Source organism: Sphingobium sp. FG125 (genome assembly GCF_057809795.1).
Genome location: NZ_JBMDKQ010000012.1, coordinates 24069 through 48312, shown reverse-complemented (window position 1 = coordinate 48312; position 24244 = coordinate 24069). Strand labels below are relative to the sequence as shown.

18 protein-coding genes are annotated in these 24244 nt (G+C 63.9%); 14 read left to right on the top strand and 4 right to left on the bottom strand.

From position 1 onward, the window contains the following. Positions 1-20: 20 nt before the first annotated feature. The gene (locus ACODSR_RS12960; protein ID WP_489077099.1) at positions 21-1172 is read left to right on the top strand and encodes a GGDEF domain-containing protein; all 1152 of its coding nucleotides are present in this window, start codon (positions 21-23) and stop codon (positions 1170-1172) included. Here the strand turns inward: ACODSR_RS12960 and ACODSR_RS12955 are convergent, their stop codons facing one another. Together ACODSR_RS12955 and ACODSR_RS12950 are read right to left on the bottom strand one after the other, a co-directional pair. Continuing rightward, the gene (locus ACODSR_RS12955; RefSeq protein WP_489077097.1) at positions 1173-2627 is read right to left on the bottom strand and encodes an AMP nucleosidase; all 1455 of its coding nucleotides are present in this window, start codon (positions 2625-2627) and stop codon (positions 1173-1175) included. It lies immediately after the preceding gene. Positions 2628-2700: 73 nt separating this feature from the next. Beyond that, entirely contained in the window at positions 2701-3183 is a 483-nt protein-coding gene (locus ACODSR_RS12950) for a peroxiredoxin (RefSeq protein WP_489077095.1), read from the bottom strand. A 120-nt stretch (positions 3184-3303) separates the two neighbouring features. On the opposite strand from ACODSR_RS12950, the gene ACODSR_RS12945 reads away from it, so the two are divergent. The 9 genes from ACODSR_RS12945 to trxA all read left to right on the top strand — a co-directional run bounded on the left by ACODSR_RS12945 (position 3304) and on the right by trxA (position 16913). Next, positions 3304-3864, top strand: a complete 561-nt coding sequence (locus tag ACODSR_RS12945; protein ID WP_489077225.1) for a YqgE/AlgH family protein — start codon at positions 3304-3306, stop codon at positions 3862-3864. A gap of 155 nt (positions 3865-4019) precedes the next feature. Then, entirely contained in the window at positions 4020-5438 is a 1419-nt protein-coding gene (ahcY, locus tag ACODSR_RS12940; RefSeq protein WP_489077093.1) for an adenosylhomocysteinase, read from the top strand. Positions 5439-5701: 263 nt separating this feature from the next. Further along, positions 5702-8047: a sensor histidine kinase gene (locus ACODSR_RS12935; protein WP_489077091.1), complete on the top strand. Its 2346-nt coding sequence runs from the start codon at positions 5702-5704 to the stop codon at positions 8045-8047. After that, a complete protein-coding gene (gene tsaE / locus ACODSR_RS12930; protein ID WP_489077090.1) occupies positions 8040-8498 on the top strand; it encodes a tRNA (adenosine(37)-N6)-threonylcarbamoyltransferase complex ATPase subunit type 1 TsaE in 459 nt (152 codons plus the stop codon). Before ACODSR_RS12935 ends, tsaE begins: the two co-directional genes overlap by 8 nt. Then, positions 8495-9481 (top strand): aminoglycoside phosphotransferase family protein, encoded by a 987-nt coding sequence (locus ACODSR_RS12925; RefSeq protein WP_489077088.1) that lies wholly within the window; start codon positions 8495-8497, stop codon positions 9479-9481. Before tsaE ends, ACODSR_RS12925 begins: the two co-directional genes overlap by 4 nt. Then, a complete protein-coding gene (locus ACODSR_RS12920; protein WP_489077086.1) occupies positions 9478-10188 on the top strand; it encodes a nucleotidyltransferase family protein in 711 nt (236 codons plus the stop codon). The genes ACODSR_RS12925 and ACODSR_RS12920 overlap by 4 nt, the downstream gene beginning before the upstream one ends. Beyond that, a complete protein-coding gene (gene addB / locus ACODSR_RS12915; RefSeq protein ID WP_489077084.1) occupies positions 10181-13150 on the top strand; it encodes a double-strand break repair protein AddB in 2970 nt (989 codons plus the stop codon). The genes ACODSR_RS12920 and addB overlap by 8 nt, the downstream gene beginning before the upstream one ends. Beyond that, positions 13131-16562 (top strand): double-strand break repair helicase AddA, encoded by a 3432-nt coding sequence (addA, locus tag ACODSR_RS12910; RefSeq protein ID WP_489077082.1) that lies wholly within the window; start codon positions 13131-13133, stop codon positions 16560-16562. The genes addB and addA overlap by 20 nt, the downstream gene beginning before the upstream one ends. Positions 16563-16592: 30 nt before the next feature. After that, positions 16593-16913 (top strand): thioredoxin TrxA, encoded by a 321-nt coding sequence (gene trxA, locus ACODSR_RS12905; RefSeq protein ID WP_294134703.1) that lies wholly within the window; start codon positions 16593-16595, stop codon positions 16911-16913. A gap of 43 nt (positions 16914-16956) precedes the next feature. Here the strand turns inward: trxA and ACODSR_RS12900 are convergent, their stop codons facing one another. Continuing rightward, entirely contained in the window at positions 16957-17754 is a 798-nt protein-coding gene (locus ACODSR_RS12900) for an inositol monophosphatase family protein (RefSeq protein ID WP_489077080.1), read from the bottom strand. Beyond that, positions 17754-18980 carry a bifunctional glutamate N-acetyltransferase/amino-acid acetyltransferase ArgJ gene (gene argJ, locus ACODSR_RS12895; protein ID WP_489077078.1) on the bottom strand — a complete coding sequence of 409 codons (1227 nt, stop codon included), beginning with the start codon at positions 18978-18980 and terminating at the stop codon, positions 17754-17756. Before argJ ends, ACODSR_RS12900 begins: the two co-directional genes overlap by 1 nt. Positions 18981-19173: 193 nt before the next feature. Between argJ and secA the strand changes: the two genes are divergently transcribed. From secA to ACODSR_RS12875, 4 genes are all read left to right on the top strand, one after another. Next, positions 19174-21900 carry a preprotein translocase subunit SecA gene (secA, locus tag ACODSR_RS12890; protein ID WP_489077076.1) on the top strand — a complete coding sequence of 909 codons (2727 nt, stop codon included), beginning with the start codon at positions 19174-19176 and terminating at the stop codon, positions 21898-21900. A gap of 123 nt (positions 21901-22023) precedes the next feature. After that, a complete protein-coding gene (locus ACODSR_RS12885; protein ID WP_489077074.1) occupies positions 22024-22389 on the top strand; it encodes a PilZ domain-containing protein in 366 nt (121 codons plus the stop codon). A gap of 194 nt (positions 22390-22583) precedes the next feature. After that, the gene (locus ACODSR_RS12880; protein WP_489077072.1) at positions 22584-22952 is read left to right on the top strand and encodes a hypothetical protein; all 369 of its coding nucleotides are present in this window, start codon (positions 22584-22586) and stop codon (positions 22950-22952) included. Then, the gene (locus ACODSR_RS12875; RefSeq protein ID WP_489077070.1) at positions 22949-24232 is read left to right on the top strand and encodes a relaxase/mobilization nuclease domain-containing protein; all 1284 of its coding nucleotides are present in this window, start codon (positions 22949-22951) and stop codon (positions 24230-24232) included. The genes ACODSR_RS12880 and ACODSR_RS12875 overlap by 4 nt, the downstream gene beginning before the upstream one ends. The last annotated feature ends 12 nt before the right edge of the window (positions 24233-24244 follow it).

Genomic DNA, 24244 nt, shown 5'->3' with positions numbered 1-24244 from the left:
AGTCAGTAAAGGCCCCGCCCGTGGACCCGGCGATCATCATCATTGCTTTGCTCTTCTTCACCAGCGTCATCATGGCGCTGGCGATGGGCGTGGCGTGGTTACACTTCGGGCGGCAGCGGCATGTGTTGAGCTGGGCGCTCTCCTACGGTGCGGCGATGATGCAATGGATCGCCAATGCTGGTGGAATTGCCCTGAAAAGCGGCCCGTTCATGGCGCTGGCGGCGGTGTGCATCATCGTCAGCGGCACGCTGGTCGTGGTGGGGGTGCGCCAGCGGTCGGGGCAGAGTGTGCCATGGCGGCTGATGGTCGGCGCGGGAATGATCGTGGCTGTCGGCGGCATTTATGCAGCAATGACCCACGATCGATCGCTTCAGGGTATGATCGTGCCGGGTTATGTCGGCATGTTGATGCTGAGTTCGGCCGCCGCGCTCTGGCCGCGCGAACGCCGTTTCAACGCACCGGAAATGGCGTTTTTCACCATGTTCCTGCTATTCGCGCTGTTTCAATCGGCTTTGGTGGTCAGCGCTGCCAGCGGTTGGGGGAAGCCTCCGGCAACGGGACTGGCAACCTATCGCGCGATATTGAGTCTTGGCCTGCCGTCCCTCTATGTTGGCATGGGCGTGGCGGCCATCATGGTGGTGGCAGGCGATCTGGCACATCAATTGCGGCGGCAGATGCGGCATGATCCGCTTACCAATGTGCTGAACCGACGCGGGCTGGACGAGGCGGCGGCGCGCGCCATCGCCAATGCCCGGCGTTACAACCGGCCGCTGGCACTGGTGGTGTGCGATCTTGACGGGTTCAAGGCGCTGAATGACGGCCATGGCCATATCGCAGGGGACGCGGCCCTGCGCGGCTTTGCCCAATTGCTGACCAGCGCGGTGCGGCGCGGCGACATCGTAGCACGCATGGGCGGCGATGAGTTCGGCCTGCTGCTGGTGGAAACCGAGGCGGCAGCTGCCGCTGACGTCATGGAGCGGGTACGCGCGGAAATAACATGCCTGATCCTGCCCAACGCCCCACGCGCGCAACTCCGCGCCAGTTTCGGCGTGGCGGAATTGCAGGCAGGCGACGAGAAACTGGACGACATGGTCGCTCGCGCCGACGCTGCGCTTTACGATGCCAAACGCGATGGCAAGGACCGGGTCGCTATCTGGCGCGCTGCTGCATAATCACCGGAATGGCGGTTCGTTGAACGCGCGCAGCTTGCGGCTGTGCAGCTTCGCGCCCCCTTCACGCAGCAATTCGCAGGTCATGAGGCCAACGCGCAAATGGCTGGCAATCGCTTCCTCATAGAAGCGATTGGCCTGTCCCGGCAGCTTGAGTTCGCCATGGATCGGCTTGTCGGAGACGCACAATAATGTGCCATAGGGAACGCGGAACCGATAGCCTTGCGCCGCTATGGTCGCCGATTCCATGTCGATGCCGACGGCACGCGACAGGCTGAAGCGCAGGGCGGAACTGGAATAGCGCAATTCCCAGTTGCGATCATCGGTGGTGACGACGGTGCCGGTGCGCAGGCGGCGCTTGAAATCTTCCGGGTCGCGACCGCCTAATACCGCTTCAGCCGCCTGCGCCATCGCCACCTGCACTTCGGCGATGGCCGGGACCGGGATTTCTGGCGGCAGCATGGCGTCCAGCACCTTGTCATCGCGCAGATAGGCGTGCGCCAGCACATAGTCGCCGATCCGCTGGCTGGGCCGCAGACCGCCGCAATGGCCGATCATCAGCCAGGCTTCGGGCCGCAGGACCGCCAGATGATCGCAGATCGTCTTGGCATTGGAGGGGCCGACGCCGATATTCACGAGCGTGATGCCGCTGCCGTCAGGCGCGATCAGATGATAGGCGGGCATCTGATGCTTGCGCCAGGCGCTGTCGGCGATCATCCGCGCGGGATCGGCCGTTTCGGGGGTCACATAGACACCGCCAGCGCCCGACAGCGCGGTAAAGCGGCTACCCTCCCGCTGCAACTCTGCGCAGGCCCAGGCGACAAATTCATCCACATAGCGGTGATAGTTGGTGAACAATATGTAGCTTTGCACATGCTCGGCTGGCGTGCCGGTATAATGTTTGAGGCGCGCGAGCGAAAAGTCCGTGCGCAATCCATCGAACAGCGCCAGCGGCCGATCGCCATCCGCATCGGGCATGAAGAGGCCATCGGCGATCTCGTCGCCAATCTCGGCGAGTTCGGTCGTGGGGAAGTAGCGCGCCAGTTCGGTCGGCGGCGTGCCGTCGAGCGCGCCCATGTCCAGCCCGTCCAGCACATAAGGGAAGGGGATTTGCTGGTGGCTGAGGCCCGTTTCAATCTCCACCCCATAGTCGCGGACGAGCAAGTCGATCTGTTCGGCCAGATAATCGGCGAACATCGCGGGACGGGTAACCGTGGTGACGTAACTACCCGGTTTGGACAGGCGGGCGAAGGACCGACCGGGCGGCGGCGCGTCACTGTCCCCATGATAGGTGATGCGCAGTTCGGGATAGCAGAAACGTTGGTCGTGCCTTGCCTGAGGCGGCGGTATGCTGCCGTCGCGGCCATAGGCGCGCATGGCGTCGCGCAATGTGTCGATGGATGTCTGGTAGAGGCGGTCCAGTTGCGCGACCGTGGCGCTGCCGATGCTTTGTGTCATCGCCCCCTGTTACCGCAGTTGCATGACGGAGGAAAGTCGGCGCGCGATCAAAAACGCGCGCCGACACCCGAAATCAGAGCTGGCCCAGCATATGGTCAGCCGACGACAGCTTGAAGTCGCCAGGTGCCTCGACATTGAGTTCGGTGACGACACCGTCCTTGACGATCATCGAGAAACGCTGGCCGCGCTGGCCCAGGCCGAATTTGCTGCCATCCATGGTCAGGCCCACGGCCTGCGCGAAATCGCCATTGCCATCGGCAAGCATCGTCACCTTGCCATCGGCACCGGCTGCCTTGCCCCATGCACCCATGACGAAGGCGTCATTGACGGCGGTGCAGGCGATTTCATCGACGCCCTTGCCCTTGAGCGCGTCGGCCTTGTCGATGAAGCCGGGCAGATGCTTGGCCGAACAGGTGGGCGTGAACGCGCCGGGGACGGAAAAGACCGCGACCGTCCGGCCCGCGAAATATTCGTCCGACGTCACGGCCTCCGGGCCATCCTCGGTCATTTTCGTGAAGGTCGTGCTGGGAAGACGGTCGCCCTTGGCAATGGTCATGATCATTCTCCTGAAACTGACGATGGCGCAGGTCGTTGCTGGCTGGCGCACTGTCAAGAGCCGGGATGGAATATGCCGCCTGATCCTTGGCATCATCCTGTCTTTGTCTATATTCCGATCATGGACCAGACGACTTTCTTTGGCGGGCATTTCCTGCTCGCGCTTCCCGGCATGGCCGACCTGCGCTTCGATCATAGCGTGGTCGCATTGTGCGTCCATGATGTCGACGGCGCGATGGGCATAGCGGTAGGGGAAGAGATGGAGGGGGTGAGCCTGCATGGCCTGCTCGACAGTTTCGATATCGACGGCAGCGCGATTCCCGACAGGCCGGTGCTGCGCGGTGGGCCGGTCGAGCCGAGGCGCGGCTTTGTTCTCCATTCGCTCGACTGGTCGGGGCAGGACATGGTGCAGGTCGATGGGCAATGGGGTTTGTCCGGCTCGCTCGACATATTGAAGGCGATTGCACAGGGGCGGGGACCAAGCCGGTATCTCGTCGCGCTGGGCTATGCCGGATGGGGTGCCGGGCAACTGGAGCGCGAGTTGACGAGCGACAGTTGGTTCCTGGCACCGGGCAATGCGGACTTGCTGTTCGAGGTTCCAACGCATCGCAAATGGGCCGCGTCCTACGCGGCAGCCGGCGTTGATGCGTCACATCTGGTCCGGGGTGCTGGGTCCGCCTGACGCAGGTTTCGGTCGGCTATCAGTATTAGCACATAAAGAAATCTTTATATTGAGTTGCCACGGGCGGCGGCGATTGGTAAAGCGCTTGCCATCGCCGCCGCCCGGACTTTTTTCCAGCGGTACAGGCATAATTTCAAGTTTACGGAGACACGACCGTGGCCACCGCTTCCGCCACCCTGGCGCAGGATTATGTGATCGCCGATATCGCCCTGGCCGATTTCGGCCGCAAGGAAATGGATATCGCCGAAACCGAAATGCCCGGCCTAATGGCCCTGCGCGCCGAATTCGGCCCGTCGCAGCCGCTGAAAGGCGCGCGCATCACCGGGTCGCTGCATATGACGATCCAGACCGCCGTGCTGATCGAAACGCTGACCGCGCTGGGCGCACAGGTCCGCTGGGCGACCTGCAACATCTATTCGACGCAAGACCATGCCGCCGCCGCGATCGCCGCGTCGGGCGTGCCGGTGTTCGCCATCAAAGGCGAAACGCTCCAGGAATATTGGGACTATGTCGAACGCATCTTCGACTGGCACAATGACCCGTCGGGCGTGTGCAACATGATCCTGGACGATGGCGGCGACGCTACCATGTTCGCCCTGTGGGGCGCGCGGGTCGAAGCGGGCGAGGAACTGTTCACGCCGAGCAACGAAGAAGAAGAGATCTTCTGTGCGGTGCTCAAGCGCGTTCTGGCCGAACGTCCCGGCTTCCTGACCAAGACGGTCGCCGCCATCAAGGGCGTGTCGGAAGAAACCACCACCGGCGTCCATCGCCTGTATGAGCTGGCCAAGAAGGGCAAGCTGCCTTTCCCCGCCATCAACGTGAATGACAGCGTCACCAAGTCGAAGTTCGACAATCTCTATGGTTGCAAGGAATCGCTGGTCGATGCGATCCGTCGTGGCACCGACGTGATGCTGGCCGGCAAGGTCGCCTGCGTCGCCGGTTTCGGTGACGTCGGCAAGGGGTCTGCCGCTTCGCTCCGCAATGGCGGCGCGCGCGTGCTGGTCACCGAAGTCGATCCGATCTGCGCTTTGCAGGCGGCGATGGAAGGCTATGAAGTCGTGACGATGGAAGAGGCAGCCCCGCGCGCCGACATTTTCGTCACCGCGACCGGCAATGAAGGCGTGCTGACCGTCGATCATATGCGCGCCATGAAGAATATGGCGATCGTGTCCAACATCGGCCATTTCGACAGCGAGATCGAGATTGCGGGCCTGGCCAACATGAAGTGGACCGAGATCAAGCCGCAGGTGGATGAAGTTGAGTTCCCCGACGGCAAGAAGATCATCGTCCTGTCGAAGGGCCGTCTGGTCAATCTGGGCAATGCCACCGGCCACCCCAGCTTCGTCATGTCGGCCAGCTTCACCAACCAGACGCTGGCGCAGATCGAGCTGTGGACCAAGAGTGAGCAGTATAAGAACGAGGTCTATGTCCTGCCCAAGCATCTGGACGAGAAGGTCGCCGAACTGCATCTTGAAAAGCTGGGCGTGAAGCTCACCAAGCTGAGCCAGAAGCAGGCCGACTATATCGGTGTGCCGGTCGAAGGGCCGTTCAAGCCCGACCATTACCGCTATTAATGATCGACCGTCCTCCCCTTTAAGGGGAGGTGTCGGGCCGCAGGCCAGACGGAGGGGTGTCGCGCTCTCGATAGGGTGACACCCCTCCGTCTGGCTTCGCCAGCCACCTCCCCCGCTGGGGGAGGATTTGGTTCGGCCGCTTTTATAGGCCGTCCGTCAATTCTTTGCATCGCCTTCTTCCCGCTGCGCCCGACTTGCGTTAGTCCGGGTGCGATTATGGACAGCGACAGGCAGGTTCGGCCGAAATGGGAGCAGAGGGCGCAATGACGCTGACCCCCATGGCCGCCATCATATTGGGTATCGTGCTGGCCCTGTGGCTGGGTAGTGCCGTGTGGGCGCTCGCCACCGGCCAGCGGATGCGGCGCGAGGGGATGCAGGTGCAGGGCAAGCTTGATCGGCTTGCGATGCTGCTCGCCTCCGCACCGGCAGCGCCAGTGGTCATACACCCCGATGGAAAGCTGGAGGCGGCCGACCGCCTCGCCAAATGGCTGGGCAAGCCCCGCGTTCCGACCTTTGCCTCTGAACTGACTGCTGCGGACGGTGGGCTGGAGCCTGACGATGCCGCCGCGCTGGCGCGCGAGATCGCGTCGGCGCAGAAGGCGGGAAAGAGCTTTGCCCTGCCGGTGCGGGGCGTCGGGTCGTCGCGGCTGTTGCTGGTGCGTGGCGCGCCTGCCGCGCCCGGTCTGGCGTCCAATGGCGGCGTCGTGCTGTGGATTTTCGACGCGACCGACAGCCAGTCCGAAATTCAGGCGCTCAAGGGTCAGGTGGACCAGTTGCGCGATGCGCTGGAGGCTTTGGCGGGCCTGGTCGAGGCCGCGCCCTTCCCGATGTGGCACCGGACACCTGACCTGCGCCTCAGCCTGGTCAACAACGCCTATGTCCGCGCGGTGGATGGCGCCGATGCGCGCGAAGTGATTGGTAGCGGGGTCGAACTGGTCGAGGCGGTGAGTGGACTGACCCCGCAGGCCGCCGCCGCCGATGCGCTGGCGCGGGGCGAGCCGGTCGAGCGCATGGTCCCGGCCACCATCGACGGCGAACGGCGCACCATGCGCGTGGTCGACGTACCACTGGGCGAGGCCGGAGTGGCTGGCTATGCGGTCGATCAACATGAGCTGGAACAGGCGCGGGTCGAGCATCGCCGTCTGGAGGCGGCGCAGCGCGACTTGCTGGATCGCTTGTCCGCTGGCGTCGCGCGCTTTGGTCCTGACCGGGCGCTGCGCTTCTGGAACCAGCCCTTCATCAGCCTGTTCGGCCTGCATCAGGAGCAATTGGCCGATGCGCCCTTGTTCGAGCGGGTGCTGGACCAGATGCGCGACGCGCGCCGCCTGCCTGAACATCGCGACTTTCCCGCCTGGCGTGGGGAACGGCGCGACTGGTTCCTGTCGCCCGATCCGGTCGAGGAAAACTGGCTGTTGCAGGACGGCACCCATTTGCGCGTCTATGCCCAGCCTCTGCCCGACGGCGGCCTGCTGCTGATCTTCGAGGATCGCACCGAGCAGGTGCAGCTGTCGAGTGCGCGCGACACGCTGCTGCGGGTGCGGACGGCGACGTTCGACAATCTGTTCGAATCGATCGGCGTGTTTTCGTCCGACGGTCGCCTACAGATGTGGAACAGCCGTTTCCGAACAGTCTGGGGCGCGGACGAGGAAATGCTGGCCACCCATCCGCGCATCGATGATCTGATGCGCGCGGTGCAGGAACGTCTGGCCAAGCCGCAACAGTCCAATCTGGTGCGCGAACTGGTCCGCGCTGCGACAGTCGAGCGCAAGCAGCGGATCGGCCATGTCGGTTTTGCCGACGGGCGCATCTTTGAATTTGCCGCCATCCCGCTGCCCGATGGCAATGCGCTTTTCACCATGCTTGACGTGACGGACAGCCGCCGTGTCGAACAGGTGCTGCGCGACCGCAACGTCGCGCTGGAGCAGGCCGATGAGGTCAAGACCGCCTTCGTCACCAATATGAGCTATGAATTGCGCACGCCGCTGACGACGATCGCCGGGTTCGCCGAGATGATGAGCGCGGGCTATGCCGGGGAATTGAGCGCATCGGCCAAGGACTATGTCGACGGAATCCTGCAAAGCACGGGGCGACTGTCGATGCTGATCGACAATGTGCTGGACCTGACGCAGGGTGAGGCCGGGACATTGCCGATCGATCGCGCGCCGGTCGATCTGGCCGCCGTTGCGCGCGCCAGCGCCGATCGCGTCCGCGTAGATGCTAGCGCGAAGGGGATTGATCTGGCGGTGACGATAGAGGCCAGCCTGGGTCAGGTGCAGGGTGACGCCCGCCGGATCGGACAGGCGATCGACCATCTGCTCGAAAATGCGGTGCGTTATTGCGGCAAGAGCGCGCGGGTGCTGCTGCATGGCGATGGTGGGGCGGATCGGGCGCGGATCGTTATTTCCGACAATGGACCGGGCATTTCCGCCAAGCAGCAGAAACTGCTGTTCGATCCCGCCGCCCGCGCCGGACAGGCGCGCACCGGGGGCAAGGCCGGGATCGGCCTGCCGCTCGCCCGGCAACTGGCACAGGCGCATGGTGGGACGCTGGAGTTGGTGTCACAGGCCGGGCAGGGGACGATGGTGGTGATCGAGTTGCCCCGTGGCTGACGCCGCGCTGCATCTGGCGGATGAAGCCGCGATGCTCGATTTGGGCCACCGCATCGCCACCCATGTGCGAATCGGCGATGTCATCGCGCTGGAAGGCGGGCTTGGCGCGGGCAAGACGACGCTGGCGCGCGGCATATTGGAAGCGTTGGGGCTGGCGGGCGAGGCGCCTAGTCCGAGCTTTGCCATCGTCCAGCCCTATGACGTGCCCGAAGTCCGGCTGCCGGTCGCGCATGTCGATCTCTATCGGCTCGATACGCCGGAGGATACGGAGGAACTGGCGCTGGGCGACTATCTGATGGACAGCCTTCTCATCGTCGAATGGCCCGACCGGCTCGGCGCGCGGCTATGGCCCCATGCGTTGCGTTTGACCATCATGATCGAGGCGGATGGCGCTCGGCGCTTGACAGCGGACGTGCCCGACGCTTGGACGGAGCGATGGTCACAGATATGATCCCCCCCGCCGCCGCGCCCGCTTTCCTTGGCCAAGCCGGATGGGGCGATGCCGCCATCGTGCCGCTGGCTGGCGACGCCTCCTTCCGCCGCTATTTCCGCGTCATCGACGGCGGACGCCGCGCGGTGCTGATGGATGCGCCGCCGCCGCATGAAGATCCGCGTCCTTTCATCACGATTGCCGAACATCTTCTGGAGGATGGCTTTGCCGCGCCCCGTATATTGGCGCGCGATCTGGAACGGGGATTGGTGCTGATCGAGGATTTCGGCGACCTGCGGGTCAAGGAACATCTGGACGATGAACCTGGTGCGGAACTGGCAGTCTATGGCCGTGCCATCGACCTGCTGGCCGACCTGCACCGCCTGCCTGCCGCGCCAGTGCCCGCCTATGACCGCGCCGTCTATCAGCGCGAAGTTGGCCTGCTGACGGAGTGGTATTGCCCTGCTATCGGCCTGTCGGTCGATCAGGACGCCTATGTTGCGGCGTGGGACGCAGTGCTGCCGATCGTCGAACAGTCCGCTAGCCCAACCGTCACCGTGCTGCGCGACTATCATGCCGAAAATATCATGCTGATTGACCGGGCGACATCGCACGGGCTTGGCCTGCTCGATTTTCAGGACGCGCTGGCGGGGCATCCTGCCTATGATCTGGTGTCGCTGTTGCAGGATGCGCGGCGCGACGTGCCGCCCCAAGTCGAGGCGGCGATGCTGGCGCGCTACAAGGCGATTGCCGCGCCGCCCGATGATTTCGACGCGGCCTATGCGGTGCTGGGGGCGCAACGTAATGCCAAGATTATCGGCATCTTCACCCGCCTGTGGCAGCGCGACGGCAAGCCGCGTTATTTGAGCTTCCTGCCGCGCATGTGGGGATTGCTGGAGCGCGATCTGGCCCATCCGGCGCTGGACCCGGTGGCGCGGTGGTTCGCCGCCAATATATCGGCTGATCAGCGCCATGATGCGCTGGCGGACCATGCACCGGCATGATCGACACGGCAATGGTGATGGCGGCGGGCCTTGGCAAGCGGATGCGTCCGCTCACAGCGACCCGGCCCAAGCCGCTGGTCAAGGTGGCGGGCAAGCCGCTGATGGACCATGCGCTCGACCGGCTGGAGGCGGGCGGTATCCGCAAGGTGGTGGTCAATGTCCATTATCTCGCCGATACGGTCGAGGCGCATTTGCGCACCCGCAAGGGCGGCATGGAGTTCGTCATATCCGACGAGCGCACCAAATTGCTCGAAACCGGCGGCGGCCTGATCCACGCCGCGCCATTGCTGGGCGACAAGCCGTTTTTCTGCGCCAACAGCGACAATCTGTGGATTGACGGGCCGCAGGAAACGCTGGGCATGATGCAGCGCATCTGGAACCCGGACAGGATGGATGCACTGCTGCTGCTCGTGCCGCTGGCCCGCGCCCATTGCCATAGCGGGCCAGGCGATTTCCATATGGATGCGGCTGGTCGCCTGACCCGGCGCAAAACCGCTTATGTCGCACCCTTTGTGTTCACCGGTGTGCAGATCATGGCGCCTTCGCTATTGCGCGATCCGCCCGGTGACGTGTTTTCAACCAACACCTTCTGGAACCGCGCGATCGAGGCGGGGCGGCTGTATGGCGTCTCGCATCAGGGACTGTGGTTCGATGTCGGCACGCCTAAAGCCATCCCCGTCGTGGAATCCATGATCACCCATGGGTGATCGGGGGCGCCCTGCGCTATTTTCCATTCCGGCGCATCGCGCCTTTTCCGATGCGCTGGTCGCTGGTCTGCTGGCGCGCCATGGTGGCGATCCGATGGCGCTGGCGCAGGGCATGATCCTGTTGCCCAGCAACCGCGCGGTGCGAGCGGTCAGCGATGCGTTCGTGCGGGCGTCGGGTGGCGGGCTGTTGCTGCCGCGACTGGTGGCGATCGGCGACCCGGATATTGGCGAACAGGTCGGCAGCGCGCTCGATCCGCTTGGGGAAGGGGAGGCACTGCCGCCCGCGATTGCGCCGATGCGTCGCCAGATGATCCTTGCGCGCATGGTGCAGCAAGTGAAGGGCGATATTGACGCGGGTCAGGCGCTGCAACTGGGACAGGCGCTGGGCGCGGTGCTTGACCAGATGCAGGTAGAGCGGGTGCCGGTGACGGCGTTGCGCGACCTTAGTTTGTCTGACGAATTGTCGCGGCACTGGCAGACGTCGCTGCGCCTGTTCGAGATCGTCATCGCCCGCTGGCCGGACGAGCTGGCGCGGCTGGGCTGCATGGACCTGACCGAGCGGCGCAATAGGCTGTTCGACCGGCTGGCGGCACGCTGGCGCGAGCATCCGCCGACCGGCTTCGTCGTGGCGGCTGGCATTTCGACCACTGCGCCTGCGGTCGCGGGACTGCTTCGGCGGATCAGTGAACTGCCCGGCGGCATGGTCGTGTTTGCCGGGCTTGACCAGCATATGGACGATGAGTCGTGGGAGGCGATCGGCCCGTTCGATCCCGATCCGGTCACCGGCCATGCCCCCGCCGGGCATGAGAGCCATCCGCAATATGCGCTGAAACGTCTGCTCCACGCCATGAGTGCGACCCGCGACGATGTCGCGCAATGGCGCTGGGGCAGTGAGCATGATGCGCGGGCGGTGCGCGGGCGTAATATCTCCAACGCGATGCTGCCGCCCAAGCTGACCAGCCGCTGGCGCGACCTCAAGACCGCTGACCGCTCGCTGGCGGGTGTGGCGGCGCTGGAAGTCGCGACGCCGGGCGAGGAGGCGCAGGCCATAGCCATTGCGCTGCGCGAAGCGCTGGAGACAGAGAAGCGCACTGCCGCGCTGGTGACGCCGGACCGGCAACTGGCGACGCGGGTATCGGCGCATCTGAAACGCTGGGGGATCGAGGCGGATGATTCGGCGGGCCTGCCGCTGTCACGCCTGCCGCCCGGCACGTTGCTGATCGCGATGGCGCAGGCGGTGGCGGAACGGTTCGCGCCGGTGCCGCTGCTGACATTGCTCAAACATCCGCTGGTGATGCGTGGTGAGGGGCGGCTGGCTTGGCTGGACGGGGTGCGGGCGCTCGACCTGTTGTTGCGGGGACCAAGGCCGCAAGCGGGGCTGGTGGGCATCGATATGCTGATGGTTGCGCGGGAGGATGACCGGCAGCGTGTCCTGCGCGATCAGGTGCGCGACTGGTGGCCCGCCGCGCGCGCCTTGCTGGAGCCGCTGGAACAGGCCTTTGCGGTCTCGACCGATCTGGCGGGGCAGCTGGCCGCGATCCGGGAGCAGGCGGGCGTGTTGACAGGCGATGCGGTCTGGGCCGGGCATCAGGGCCATGCCGCCGCCGACCTGTTCGCCGAGATGGAGGCTGCCGCCGACGAAGGCCCGCGTCAGGCTGATATTCGCGCGCTGCCGGTGCTGCTTGACCATATGCTGGGCGGGGTGTCGGTGCGTCCGCCGCAGGGGGGGCATCCCCGCGTCGCGATATTGGGCCTGATCGAGGCGCGGCTGGTGCAGGCGGACCTCATGATATTGGGTGGCCTTAATGAAGGCACATGGCCCGGCCTGCCCGCGCCCGATCCGTGGCTGGCCCCGCGCATCCGGCGCGAACTGGGCTTGCCGGGGGTGGAGACGCGCATCGGCCTTGCCGCCCATGATTTCGCCAGTGCGCTGGGCGCGCCGCATGTGCTGATCACCCGTGCGCGGCGGGGCAGCGGTGGTCCGGCGGTCGCATCGCGGCTTTGGTTGCGATTGAAGGCCATGGCAGGGCCGCAATGGAAGGTTGCGGATCGCTATGCCGCACTGGCGCGCGGGCTGGACACGCCTGCTATGCATAATCCCGTTGGCCGTCCCGCGCCCGCGCCGCCTGTGTCGGCGCGCCCGACCGTCATTCCCGTCACCGATGTCGACCGATTGAAGGCCGACCCTTATGCTTTCTACGCCCGGCGGGTGCTGCGGCTGGCGCGGCTTGATCCGGTCGATGCCGATGCCGGGCCAGCGTGGCGCGGGACGGCGGTGCATGACATTCTCCAGCATTGGGCGGAGGCCGGGACGCTGGACCCCGATGATCTTGAAGCGCGCGCCCGCGCCATGTTCGACCGACCCGAAGTCCATCCGCTGCTGCGCGCGCTGTGGCAACCGCGCCTGATCGAGGCGATCCGCTGGATCGCGGCGGAGGTCGTGCGGGACAAGGCGGAGGGGCGCACCATCCTTGCGGTCGAGAAGGAAGGGCGGGCTGACATTGCCGATGTCACGCTGATGGGGAAGGCCGACCGGATCGACCGGCTGCCCGACGGTACGCTGGGCATCATCGACTACAAGACCGGCAAGCCGCCTAGCGCGCGGCAGGTCAAGGCTGGCTTTGCGCTGCAACTGGGCTTGTTGGGCGTGATTGCCGAACATGGCGGGTTTGAAGGCGTCACGGGTAACAAGACGGCTGGCGGCTTTGAATATTGGTCGCTCGCCAAGAAGGGCGACCAGTTTGGCTATCGCGAAAGCCCGGTCGATCCGCTGGGCAAGCGCGACAAGATCGTCACCGCCGACTTCACGATGGACGTCTATGCGCAGTTCGAGGAGCTGGCGCAGGCCTTCCTGCTTGGCACCACGCCCTTCCGTGCGGAGATCAACCCCGAAGTCGCCAACTATGGCGATTATGACCAGTTGATGCGGCTGGAGGAATGGTATGGCCGCGACGATGGCTAAGGGGCTGCAACCCTTGCTGGGCAATCAGGCCCGCGCCGCCGCGCCCGACGCGCATGTCTGGCTGTCGGCGTCGGCAGGCACGGGTAAGACCCATGTGCTGACCGCGCGGGTGTTTCGTCTGCTGCTTCAGGGCGTTCGGCCGGAAAATATATTGTGCCTGACCTTTACCAAGGCGGGCGCGGCGGAAATGGCAGATCGTATCCATGACCGGCTCGCCGCCTGGGTGCAGATGGATGACAAAGGGCTGTTTGCCGATCTGGAGGCGTTGGGCGAGGAGTCCGGGCCGGATGCGCGCGACTTTGCCCGGCGGCTGTTTGCCGAAGTGCTGGAATCGACCGGTGGCGGGTTGCGTATCCAGACGATCCACGGCTTTTGCCAGCAATTGCTGACCGCCTTTCCGCTGGAGGCGGACCTGACGCCCGGTTTCAGCCCGCTTGACCAGCGGGAGCAGACAAACTTGGCCCGGCAGACGCTGGCCGACATGGTGGTGCGGGCGCATGAGACGGGCGACGACGCGCTGTTTGCGGCGTTGCAGGCGCTCAGCCTGCGGCTGGGTGAGGGCGGTGCGGAAAGCTATCTTCTGCGTTGTGCCGCTAAGGTTGAAGCGCTCGACGCCTTGCCGGATGCGATTACGCCTTGGATCATGGCGGAACTGGGATTGCCGGAGGGCGACATCGACCAGTGGCTGGCCGATCAGTGTGACGATGCGACCTTCGACATGCGGACGCTCGACCGGATCGTGCAGGCCAATGTGCAGTGGGGCAAGGGGCGTGGGCTGGAGCGGTGCGAACGGATAGCCGCATGGCGCGCGCTCGATCCGGCCGGACGCGCTGCTACCCTGACCGACCTGCATCGCGCCTGGGCCAAGGCGGATGGCGACATCATGCTGACCAAGGGGTGGGTGCCGCCGGTCGATGGCTATGCCGAGATGGCAATGCGGTTGTATGATCATTGCGGCGAACTGATCGCAATGAAGCTGCGCGCTGATTATGCCGCGCTGCTGGGGCAGGCGCTTCATGCCGGGCGGGCCTATGCGCGCGCCTATGCGCAGGCCAAGCGTCTGGCGGGTGCGGTCGATTTCGACGATCTGATCGCGCGCGCCGCCGCGCTGCTGGAGCAGGACGGGATCGCCGAGTGGATTCGTTACAAGCTGGACCAGCGCATCGACCACATATTGGTGGACGAGGCGCAGGATACCAATGCCGCGCAATGGCGAATCGTGCGGACGCTGGCGGAAGAGTTTTTTGCGACGGAATGGCAGCCGGGCGACAAGGTGCGGACCATCTTCACCGTGGGCGATTTCAAGCAGGCGATCTTTGGCTTTCAGGGGACCAGCCCCGCCAATTTCGCCGCCGCGCAAATCTTGTTCCAGCGGGACGCCGACAATAGCGGGCATGACTTCCATGACCTGTCGCTCGACCGTAGTTTCCGCTCCACCCCCGCCGTGCTGGACGTGGTCGACCGCACCATTTCAACCCTGCGCGCCGAGCGGCTGGGGCTGGAGGCGGGGGACGTCTATCATATCAGCGCCAACCGGCATCCCGGCGAAGTGATGTTATGGAAGCCGGTCGTAGCCAACCTGTCCGAAGATGCCGAGGGTGAGGAGGATTGGGCCGCCGATCAGGAGCGGGTGCTGGCGCAGAAAATCGCGCAGCAGATCAAGCAGTGGATCGACGACGGGGTGATGCTCGAAAGCCGGGGGCGTCCGGTGCGGGCAGGGGACATCATGATCCTGGTTCGTCGCCGCAGCGAACTGGCGCGGCTGATCGTGGCGCGGCTTTATGAGGAGAAGGTGGCGGTGGCCGGGATCGACCGGTTGCGGCTCAATGCGCCGCTGGCAGTGCGTGATCTGCTGGCGGCGTTGCGCTTTGCGGTGCAACCCGACGATGAGCTGAACATGGCGTCGCTGCTGGTGTCACCGCTGATCGGCTGGACCCAGGACGAACTAATGACCCGGCTGATCGGGCGCAAGACCGGGCTTTGGCGGCACCTCAATCAGACGCTGGACGATGCGACGTTACGACCGCTGCGCGATCTGTTGGCGGTGGCCGATTTCACCACGCCCTATCGCTATCTGGAGGCGATCCTGTCCGGGCCGATGGATGGCCGCCGCCGCCTGATCGAACGGTTGGGGGCGGAAGCGATCGATCCGATTGAGGAATTATTGAATGCCGCGCTGGCGTTCGAGAGTGACGACCATCCCTCGCTCCAGCGCTTCATCGACTGGTTCGACCGGGGCGAAGTCGACATAGTGCGTGATGCGGCGGCGCAGGGCGACATGCTGCGGCTGCTGACGGTGCATGGGGCCAAGGGGTTGCAGGCGCCGATCGTCATATTGGCCGACGCCTGCCTAGACCCCGATGCGGGCAACCGCATGGATTCGCTGTTGTGGAATGGATTGCCCATTCTCGCCCCGCGCAAGCCGGAGCGGCAGGGCGTGATTGGCGAGGTCGCGGAACAGGCGGCAGCGATCGAACGGGAAGAGCATTGGCGGCTGCTCTATGTCGCCCTCACCCGCGCGGAGGAGAAATTGATCGTCGCCGGATCGCTGGGACCAAGAGCCAAGGGCGAGGTGAAGCCCGAAAGCTGGTTTGCGGCGGTCGAGGGCGCGATGGTCTCGCTGGGCGCGGAATGGGAGGCTGATCCGCTCTGGGGTGCGACCCGGCGCTGGCGGGGGACCGAGGAATTGCCGTCCAGGAAGGCGGAGACGGAAACGGCAGAGGAACGCACGGCGGCCGACATGCCCGACTGGCTGCGTCGGCCCGCCCCCGTCGAAGCGCGCCCTCCGCGTCCGCTGGCCCCTTCCGCGCCGGTCGAGGATGATGTGCCTTACCCGCCACCACCCCCCGCGATGCGGGCGGCGGCGGAGCGGGGGCGGTTGCTCCATGCCCTGTTCGAGCGACTGCCCGGCGTCGAGCCTGAGCGTCGTCGCGACGCTGCGGATCGCTGGCTGGTCCAGCAGGGGGCGTCGGATGCCGCTGTCCGGCAAGATGTCATCGCGCAGGCGCTCCGGGTGATCGAAGCGCCGGATTTTGCCGACCTGTTCAGCCCCGATGCGCTGGCCGAAGCGCCCATCGCGGCGGTCGTGGGCGAAGCGGTGATTGCGGGTACGGTCGACCGGCTGTGCGTCGGGGCGGATCGCATCCAGTTGGTCGATTTCAAGACTGGCCGCGTCGCGCCGCTGGGCGTCGATGACGTGCCGGTGGCGCATGTCCGGCAGATGGCCGCCTATGCCGCCGCGCTGGCGGTGATCTTCCCCGACCGGACGATCGAGGCAGGGCTGCTCTATACCAGCGCGCCTCGCCTCATCATCCTGCCGCCCGCGCTGCTGGCGGCGCACAAGCCCGGCTTCGCGCCCACGCAGGAGAATTTTCCGCTCTCACCCGTTGAGCGCGATGCGACGACACCCTAGATAGCGCCTCAAGATAAGGAGATTAGTGTCATGGCCACCAAGGCAGTTACAGACAGCAGCTTCAAGGCTGACGTGATCGATTCCGACAAGCCCGTGCTTGTCGATTTCTGGGCCGAATGGTGCGGCCCGTGCAAGATGATCGGCCCGGCGCTGGAGGAAATCTCCGACGAACTGGGTGAAAAGATCACGATCGCCAAGGTCAATATCGACGAAAATCCCGATGCGCCGGGTCAATATGGCGTGCGTGGCATTCCGACGATGATCCTGTTCAAAAACGGTGAACCAGCGGCCACCAAGGTTGGCGCTGCCCCCAAGAGCGCGCTCAAGAGCTGGATCGAGAGCGTTCTCTGATCTGGCCGTTCCGGGCTTCGTTATCGCTACGAAGCCCGGATCATCAGCGAAACAATATCTCTGCTGCCCTATCCCACAGGCGCGGCGAGGATGCACCGAGCAGGCCGCGGCGCGTGTCGCCCACGACATAGGGCGTGCCGTCAAGCCGCTGGCAACAGCCGCCCGCTTCGTTGAGGAATAATGTGCCCGCCGCATGATCCCAGGGCAGGGTCCGCGCGAACACCGACACGTCATTCTGGCCTAGCACCAGCCGGGGATATTGTTCGGCGGCGCAGCGGGGAATATCGACCAGCGCGAACCTGTCCTGCGATCGTTGGGCAATGTCCGCGCGCTCTTCGGCGCTCATGAAATAGACCGCCAGCGCTGCGATAGGCAGATCGCCGCCACTTTCGCGCGCCTGCACCCGTTCGCCATTGATATGACTGCCACCGCCCAGCATCGCGTGACAGATCCGCCCGCTGATCGGATCGTATATCCAGCCTGCCAGCGTCGTCCCGGCGTCGGCCAGCGCGATCATGATGCCGAAGGGCGGCCTGCCAGCGGCGAAATTGCCAGTGCCGTCGATGGGATCGATGATCCAGTTGAGGCCGTCGCCCGCGCGGTCCAGTATCGACGGATCGGCGGCGCAGGCCTCCTCGCCGATGATCCCGGCTTCGGGCAGGATGGCAGCCAGCCCCTCGGCCAGCCGGATCTCGCTTTCCTTGTCGGCGATAGTGACCAGATCGTCGGCGTCCGCCTTGGCACTGATCTCGCTGCTGGCCAGATTCTGGTAGCGCGGCATCACGATGTCGCGGGCGACGTCCTGCATCAGCACGACGACCGGGGCGTGCAGGTCCAGCATCAGCTGCGATAATCCGCGTTGATCGAGATATAGCCGTGGGTCAGGTCGCAGGTCCACACGGTGGCGCGGCCTTCGCCCAGCCCCAGATCGACACCGATGACGATGTCCTGGCCCTTGAGATGCGCGGCAACCGGCGCTTCGTCATAGCCTTCCACTGCCAGACCGCCGGTCGCCACCTGGGTCGCGCCGAAGCGGATCGACAGCAGGTCGCGATCGGCCGGTTCGCCCGCCTTGCCGATGGCGGCAACGACCCGGCCCCAATTGGCGTCCTCGCCCGCAATCGCGGTCTTGACCAGGGGCGAATTGGCGATCGACAGGGCGATGCGATGCGCGCTCTCGTCGCTGGTCGCGCCTTCGACGCTGATCTCCACGAACTTGGTCGCGCCTTCGCCATCGCGCACCACCAGATGGGCAAGTTGACGGCACAGGTCTGCCAGCGCAGCGGCAAAGGCATCCGCCCCGGCATCGTCCATGCTGGCGAGCGGCGCGTTGCCCGCCTTGCCGGTGGCGAAGGCCAGCACCGTGTCGCTGGTGGAGGTATCGCTGTCGACCGTGATGCAGGAGAAGGTCCGCTTGTTGGCGGACGACAGCATGGATTGGAGCAGCGCGGGATCAATCGCGGCGTCAGTGAAGATATAGCCCAGCATCGTCGCCATATCCGGCGCGATCATGCCCGATCCCTTGATGATGCCGACAAGATCAACCCGCGTGCCACCGATCATCGCGGAGACATGCGCGCCCTTGGCAAAAGTGTCGGTGGTGCCGATGCTGTTGGCGGCATCCTCCCAGTTACAGGGCGCAGCGGCAAAGGCTGCTTCCAGGCCCGCCTCTGCCTTGTCGATGGGCAAGGGGACACCGATCACCCCGGTCGAGGAAATGAAAATATCCGACGGCAGGCAGGTCAGGTGATTGGCGACCTTGGCCGCGATCGCCTCCACCGCCGCGCGACCGCGATGGCCGGTAAAGGCGTTGGCATTGCCCGCATTGACCACGAGCGCCCGCGCCGACCCCAACGGAATGGCGTCGCGACACCATTCTACTTCGGGGGAGGGGCATTTGCTCTGCGTCGTCACGCCGGCGACCGCTGTGCCGGCGTCCAGTTCGACATAGGTGAGGTCGCACCGCTCCCACGCCTTATATCCGGCGCGCGCGCGGCGCAGCGTCACGCCTGCAATAGAAGGCAGGACCGGAAAGGCGGCGGGGGCGAGGGGGGAGCGATCAGTCATGGCCGTCGCTTAGCGCAATCGCGCCGGTCGTCAAACCAGAGCGAGCGGATTCGCCGTCAAATTTGTTCGCCAGCGCCGCACGCGCCTGTCGGCGATTTGATTGACTATCGGCTGAGCGCTCCCTAAATCGCCGCGCATGTCTGCGCGTGGTCCCTGGTACGGGGCGCGCTTCCCTATTGTGTCAGGAATTTGCATGTTCGGCGCCCTCGCCAAGTCCATCTTCGGATCGTCCAACGAGCGTTACGTGAAGTCGCTGGGCAAGATCGTCGACAAGATTGCCTCGTTCGAGCCAGCAGTTCAGGCGTTGAGCGACGAGGATCTGGCGGCGCAGACGGTGCGGTTCCGTGAACGGCTGGCGGCGGGCGAGACGCTGGACGACCTGTTGCCCGAAGCCTTTGCCACGGTGCGCGAAGCCGCTGTGCGGGTGCTGGGGATGCGCCATTTCGATGTGCAGATGGTGGGCGGCATCGTCCTGCATCGCGGCGAAATCGCCGAAATGCGCACCGGTGAGGGCAAGACGCTGGTGGCGACGCTGGCGACCTATCTGAACGCGCTGGAGGGCAAGGGCGTCCATGTCGTCACGGTGAACGACTATCTGGCTACCCGCGACTGCGAATGGATGGGCCAGGTCTATCGTTTCCTGGGCCTGACAACCGGCGTCATCGTGCCGAACATCAGCGAGGACCAGCGCCGCGCCGCCTATGCCGCCGACATCACCTATGCGACGAACAACGAGCTGGGTTTCGACTATCTGCGCGACAATATGAAATATGACCGCGCGTCTATGGTCCAGCGCCCGTTCAATTACGCCATCGTCGATGAGGTGGACTCGATCCTGATCGATGAAGCGCGCACACCCCTGATCATTTCCGGGCCGACCGACGACAAGTCGGAGTTGTATGTGTCTGTGGATGCGATCGTTAAGCAGATCACCGAAAGTGATTATGAGAAGGACGAAAAGCAGCGCTCCGTCACCCTGACCGAGGATGGCACCGAGAAGATCGAGCGGCTGCTGGAGGATGCGGGGCTGCTCCAGGGCAGCAACCTTTATGATTTCGAGAATACGCAGGTCGTCCATCATGTGAACCAGGCGCTGCGCGCGGTCGTGATGTTCCGCCGCGACATCGACTATATCGTCAAGGACGGCAAGGTCGTCATCATCGACGAATTTACGGGTCGTATGATGGACGGACGCCGCTGGTCGGACGGCCTGCATCAGGCGGTGGAGGCCAAGGAAGGCGTCCAGATCGAGCCGGAGAACCAGACCCTCGCCTCGGTCACCTTCCAGAATTATTTTCGCATGTATCCCAAGATTTCGGGCATGACCGGCACCGCGTCGACCGAAGCGACCGAATTTTACGAAATCTACAAGATGAACGTCGTCACCATCCCCACCAACAAGCCGGTGCAGCGGATCGACGAGCAGGACAGTTTTTACAAGAATATCGAGGACAAGTTCCGCGGCATTGCCCGCACGATCAAGGAACATGCAGAAAAGGGCCAGCCGGTCCTCGTCGGCACAGTGTCGATCGAAAAGTCCGAAATGCTGTCCGAATTCCTCAATCAGGAAGGCGTGCCGCACGCGGTACTGAACGCGCGCTTCCATGAGAGCGAGGCGCATATCGTGGCGCAGGCGGGCCGCAAGGGCGTGGTGACGATCGCCACTAATATGGCTGGGCGCGGCACCGACATTCAGCTGGGCGGCAATCTGGAATTGCGGGTCGAGGACGAATTGCGCGACATGCCCGAAGGGCCGGAGCGCGACGCGGCGATCGAAGCGATCAAGGCGGAAATTGCAGCCGAAAAGGCCGAAGTGCTGGCGGCCGGCGGCCTGTTCGTATTGGCGACCGAGCGGCATGAAAGCCGTCGTATCGACAATCAGCTGCGCGGCCGTTCGGGCCGTCAGGGCGATCCGGGCCTGTCGCGCTTTTACCTGAGCCTCGACGATGATCTGATGCGCATCTTTGGCCCGGACACGATGTTCGCCAAGATGATCCGGTCCAACCTGGAAGATGGCGAGGCGCTGCCCCCGTCCAAATGGCTGAGCAAGGCGATCGAGACGGCGCAGAAGAAGGTCGAGGCGCGCAATTACGACATTCGCAAACAGGTCGTCGAATATGATGACGTGATGAACGACCAGCGCAAGGTGATCTACGAGCAGCGCTCCGACATCATGGATGCGGACACGGTGGACGATGTCGTCACCGACATGCGCCACGAAACGGTCAACGACATTGTCGGCAGCGCCTGCCCGCCCGGCACCTATCCCGAACAATGGGATATCGCCAAGCTCAAGGCACGGACGTCCGAGATATTGGGGCTTGAACCCGATTTCGATGTCTGGCTGACCGAGGATGCGGTCGATCCTGAGATGATCGAGGAGCGGCTGACCGCGCTGGCCAATGCAGCGGTCGAGGAAAAGGTCAAGGAGGTCGATGCGGCTGACTGGCACATGATCGAAAAGTCGATCCTGCTCCAGAGCCTGGACCATCACTGGAAAGAGCATCTCTCGACGCTCGATGCGCTGCGCCAGGTCGTGCATCTGCGCGCCTATGCGCAAAAGACGCCGATCAACGAATATAAGCAGGAAGCCTTCGCCCTGTTCGAGCGGATGCTGGAAAATATCCGTGAGGATGTGACCGGCTCCATCGCGCGCGTGCAGTTCCGCATGGACGCACCGCTGCCGGAATTCGACCTGCCGGTGCTGCCCGATTTCATCACGACCCATATCGACCCGTTTTCGGGCGACGATAACAGCGCTGATTTTGACGCGGGGACGTTCGGCGGGATCACGACGACCATCCCGCGCGCGCCAACGGCCCCGGCTGGCGAGTTCGCCAATCTCGACATCAGCCGCAATGCGCTTTGCCCCTGCGGATCGGGGCAGAAATACAAGCATTGCCACGGCGCGCTGGCCTGATCACCGGACGGGGCGGGCTAACCAGGTCTTGCCTGCCCCCCGGTTAACCAGCCCTCTTATCGCTTCTGCAAGGTTGCTGCGACACAATTGCATCTGATCCTGGGGGGAAACCGGGAGACAGCCATGCACAGCATCCATTATCGGTCCCAGGTCGAGCGTCGCCGCGAAAGCCGCTTCGTGGCCAATGCCCACGCGACTTTGCTATGGGATGGCGTCACCGAACCGATCACTATCCAGAATATCTCCGCTTATGGCGCTCTGGTCACCGGCTTCTACCTGCCGCCCATCGGCGCGCGTGTGACGGTGATCGCAGACCATCTGGAAGTATGCGGCACGGTGATCTGGCGCGGCGTGGAGCGTTGCGGCCTGTTGCTGAGCCGCCAGGTCGATCCGCTGGCGGTCATCGCGGAACCATCCGTGCGCACCGTGGAAGCGCCCCGGCAGCGCGAAATCAGCCTGCGGCGGCTATCGACGGGCGTTTATGGGTGAGTGAATGGCGGACCTGCGGAGAGCAGTTTCGAACCAAATTACCTGAAATGCTGATGGAATGGAACGACATCCTCCAGCACTCAAGCCTTGGTAGAATAGCCCAAAACACCAATGAACGGAAGGATATCAGCGCCCCGCGCGATAGCCTTCCGGCTGTCGGGCGGAGGCGCAAGACAGCGTAAGAGGGCGGCGGCATGGCGAAAAAACGCCCTGCGCCGTTCTCCCTTCGGCTCACATTCGAGCAACGCGCCCGCCTGGAAACGGAGGCCGTTGGCATGTCGCTGTCGGCTTATGTCCTCCATCGGCTCTTTGATTCGGCAAGCCCGCCGCCCCGGCGGCGCGGCAAGGCTCCGGTTAAAGATCATCAGGCTTTGGCTCAGGTTCTGGGTCTGCTGGGTCAATCCCGGCTGTCTTCCAACCTGAACCAATTAGCCCGGTCGGCCAATACTGGCAGCCTGCCTGTGACGCCGGATACGGAATCGGCCCTGCGATCTGCCGCCGCAGAAGTGCAGGAAATCCGTCGTTTGCTGATTGAAGCCTTGAACCTTGAGATTGAGCAATGATTCTGAAAGCGTCACAGCGTAGCGGCGCAAAACAGCTTGGCCTTCACCTGTTGAAGACTGAAGAAAATGAGCATGTCGAAATCCACGAGGTCAGCGGCTTCGTGTCCGACGATCTGCTCGGCGCGATGAAGGAAGCCTACGCCCTGTCACTTGGCACGAAGTGCAAACAGTTTCTGTTTTCGGTGTCGCTCAACCCGCCCTCGAACGAGTCTGTTCGGATCGAGGTTTTCGAGAAGGCCTGTGACGTAATCGAAGAGCGGCTTGGCCTGAAAGGCCAGCCGCGCATGATCGTCTTCCACGAAAAGGAAGGGCGTCGTCACGCACATGCTGTCTGGTCACGGATCGACGCCGCAACCATGACGGCAAAACCTCTCCCTTTCTTCAAAAGCAAGCTTCGCGACATTGCCAGAGATTTATATCTCGAAAACGGCTGGAAGATGCCGGAAGGATTTCGGGATTCGAAGTTGCGTGATCCTCGCAACTTCACGCTGGATGAATGGCAACAGGCCCGGCGGGCGGGTCTGGATGCTCGTGAGGTTAAGGCGACGATACAGGAATGCTGGGCGATGTCCGACAACGCCCCGGCATTCACCAAAGCCCTTGAAGAACGCGGCCTCTTTCTCGCTCAAGGGGATCGGCGCGACCATGTGGCCGTGTCGATAGAAGGCGAAGTTTTCTCTATTGCCCGCATGATCGGCAAGAAGGGAAAGGACGTCGTGGCCCGACTTGGCAATCCGAAAGAATTGCGCTCGGTTGCTGATACCGTTCGCCATATTGGCGAGACGGTCGCGCCCCGCCTGTCGCGCTATATTTCGGAAGCCAAACGCATTGCGAGCAATGTGATAAGGCCGCTCAATGAACAGAGACAGGTCATGAAAGAGGCCCATATTGCTGAACGGCAGAAGCTCGACCGAATGCAGCGTGAAAGATTCACAGACGAACAGCGGGTGCGGTCTTCTCGTATTCGCCACGGCGCAAAAGGCGTGTGGGACATTCTGACAGGGCGCTATTTCAAAGTGCGTAAGCAGAATGAATTGGAAGCGCATTTCGCCTTGGCGCGCGACCGCAATCAGCGCCATGATCTGGTGCAATCGCAAATGAAAGAGCGGCAAGGGCTGCAAAGTCAGATTGTCGCAGAGCGTGAACGCCATGCGCAGCAGATTCTCGGTTTGCATCGGGACGCGGCCCGATATCGTCAAATGGCGCGGGATGGATTGCCTAGCAGGGATGGTGCGGTTCGCGGTCCCGGTTCTCCTCGTGGCCCCGAATTGGGGCGCTAAGGTCGCCTGAGC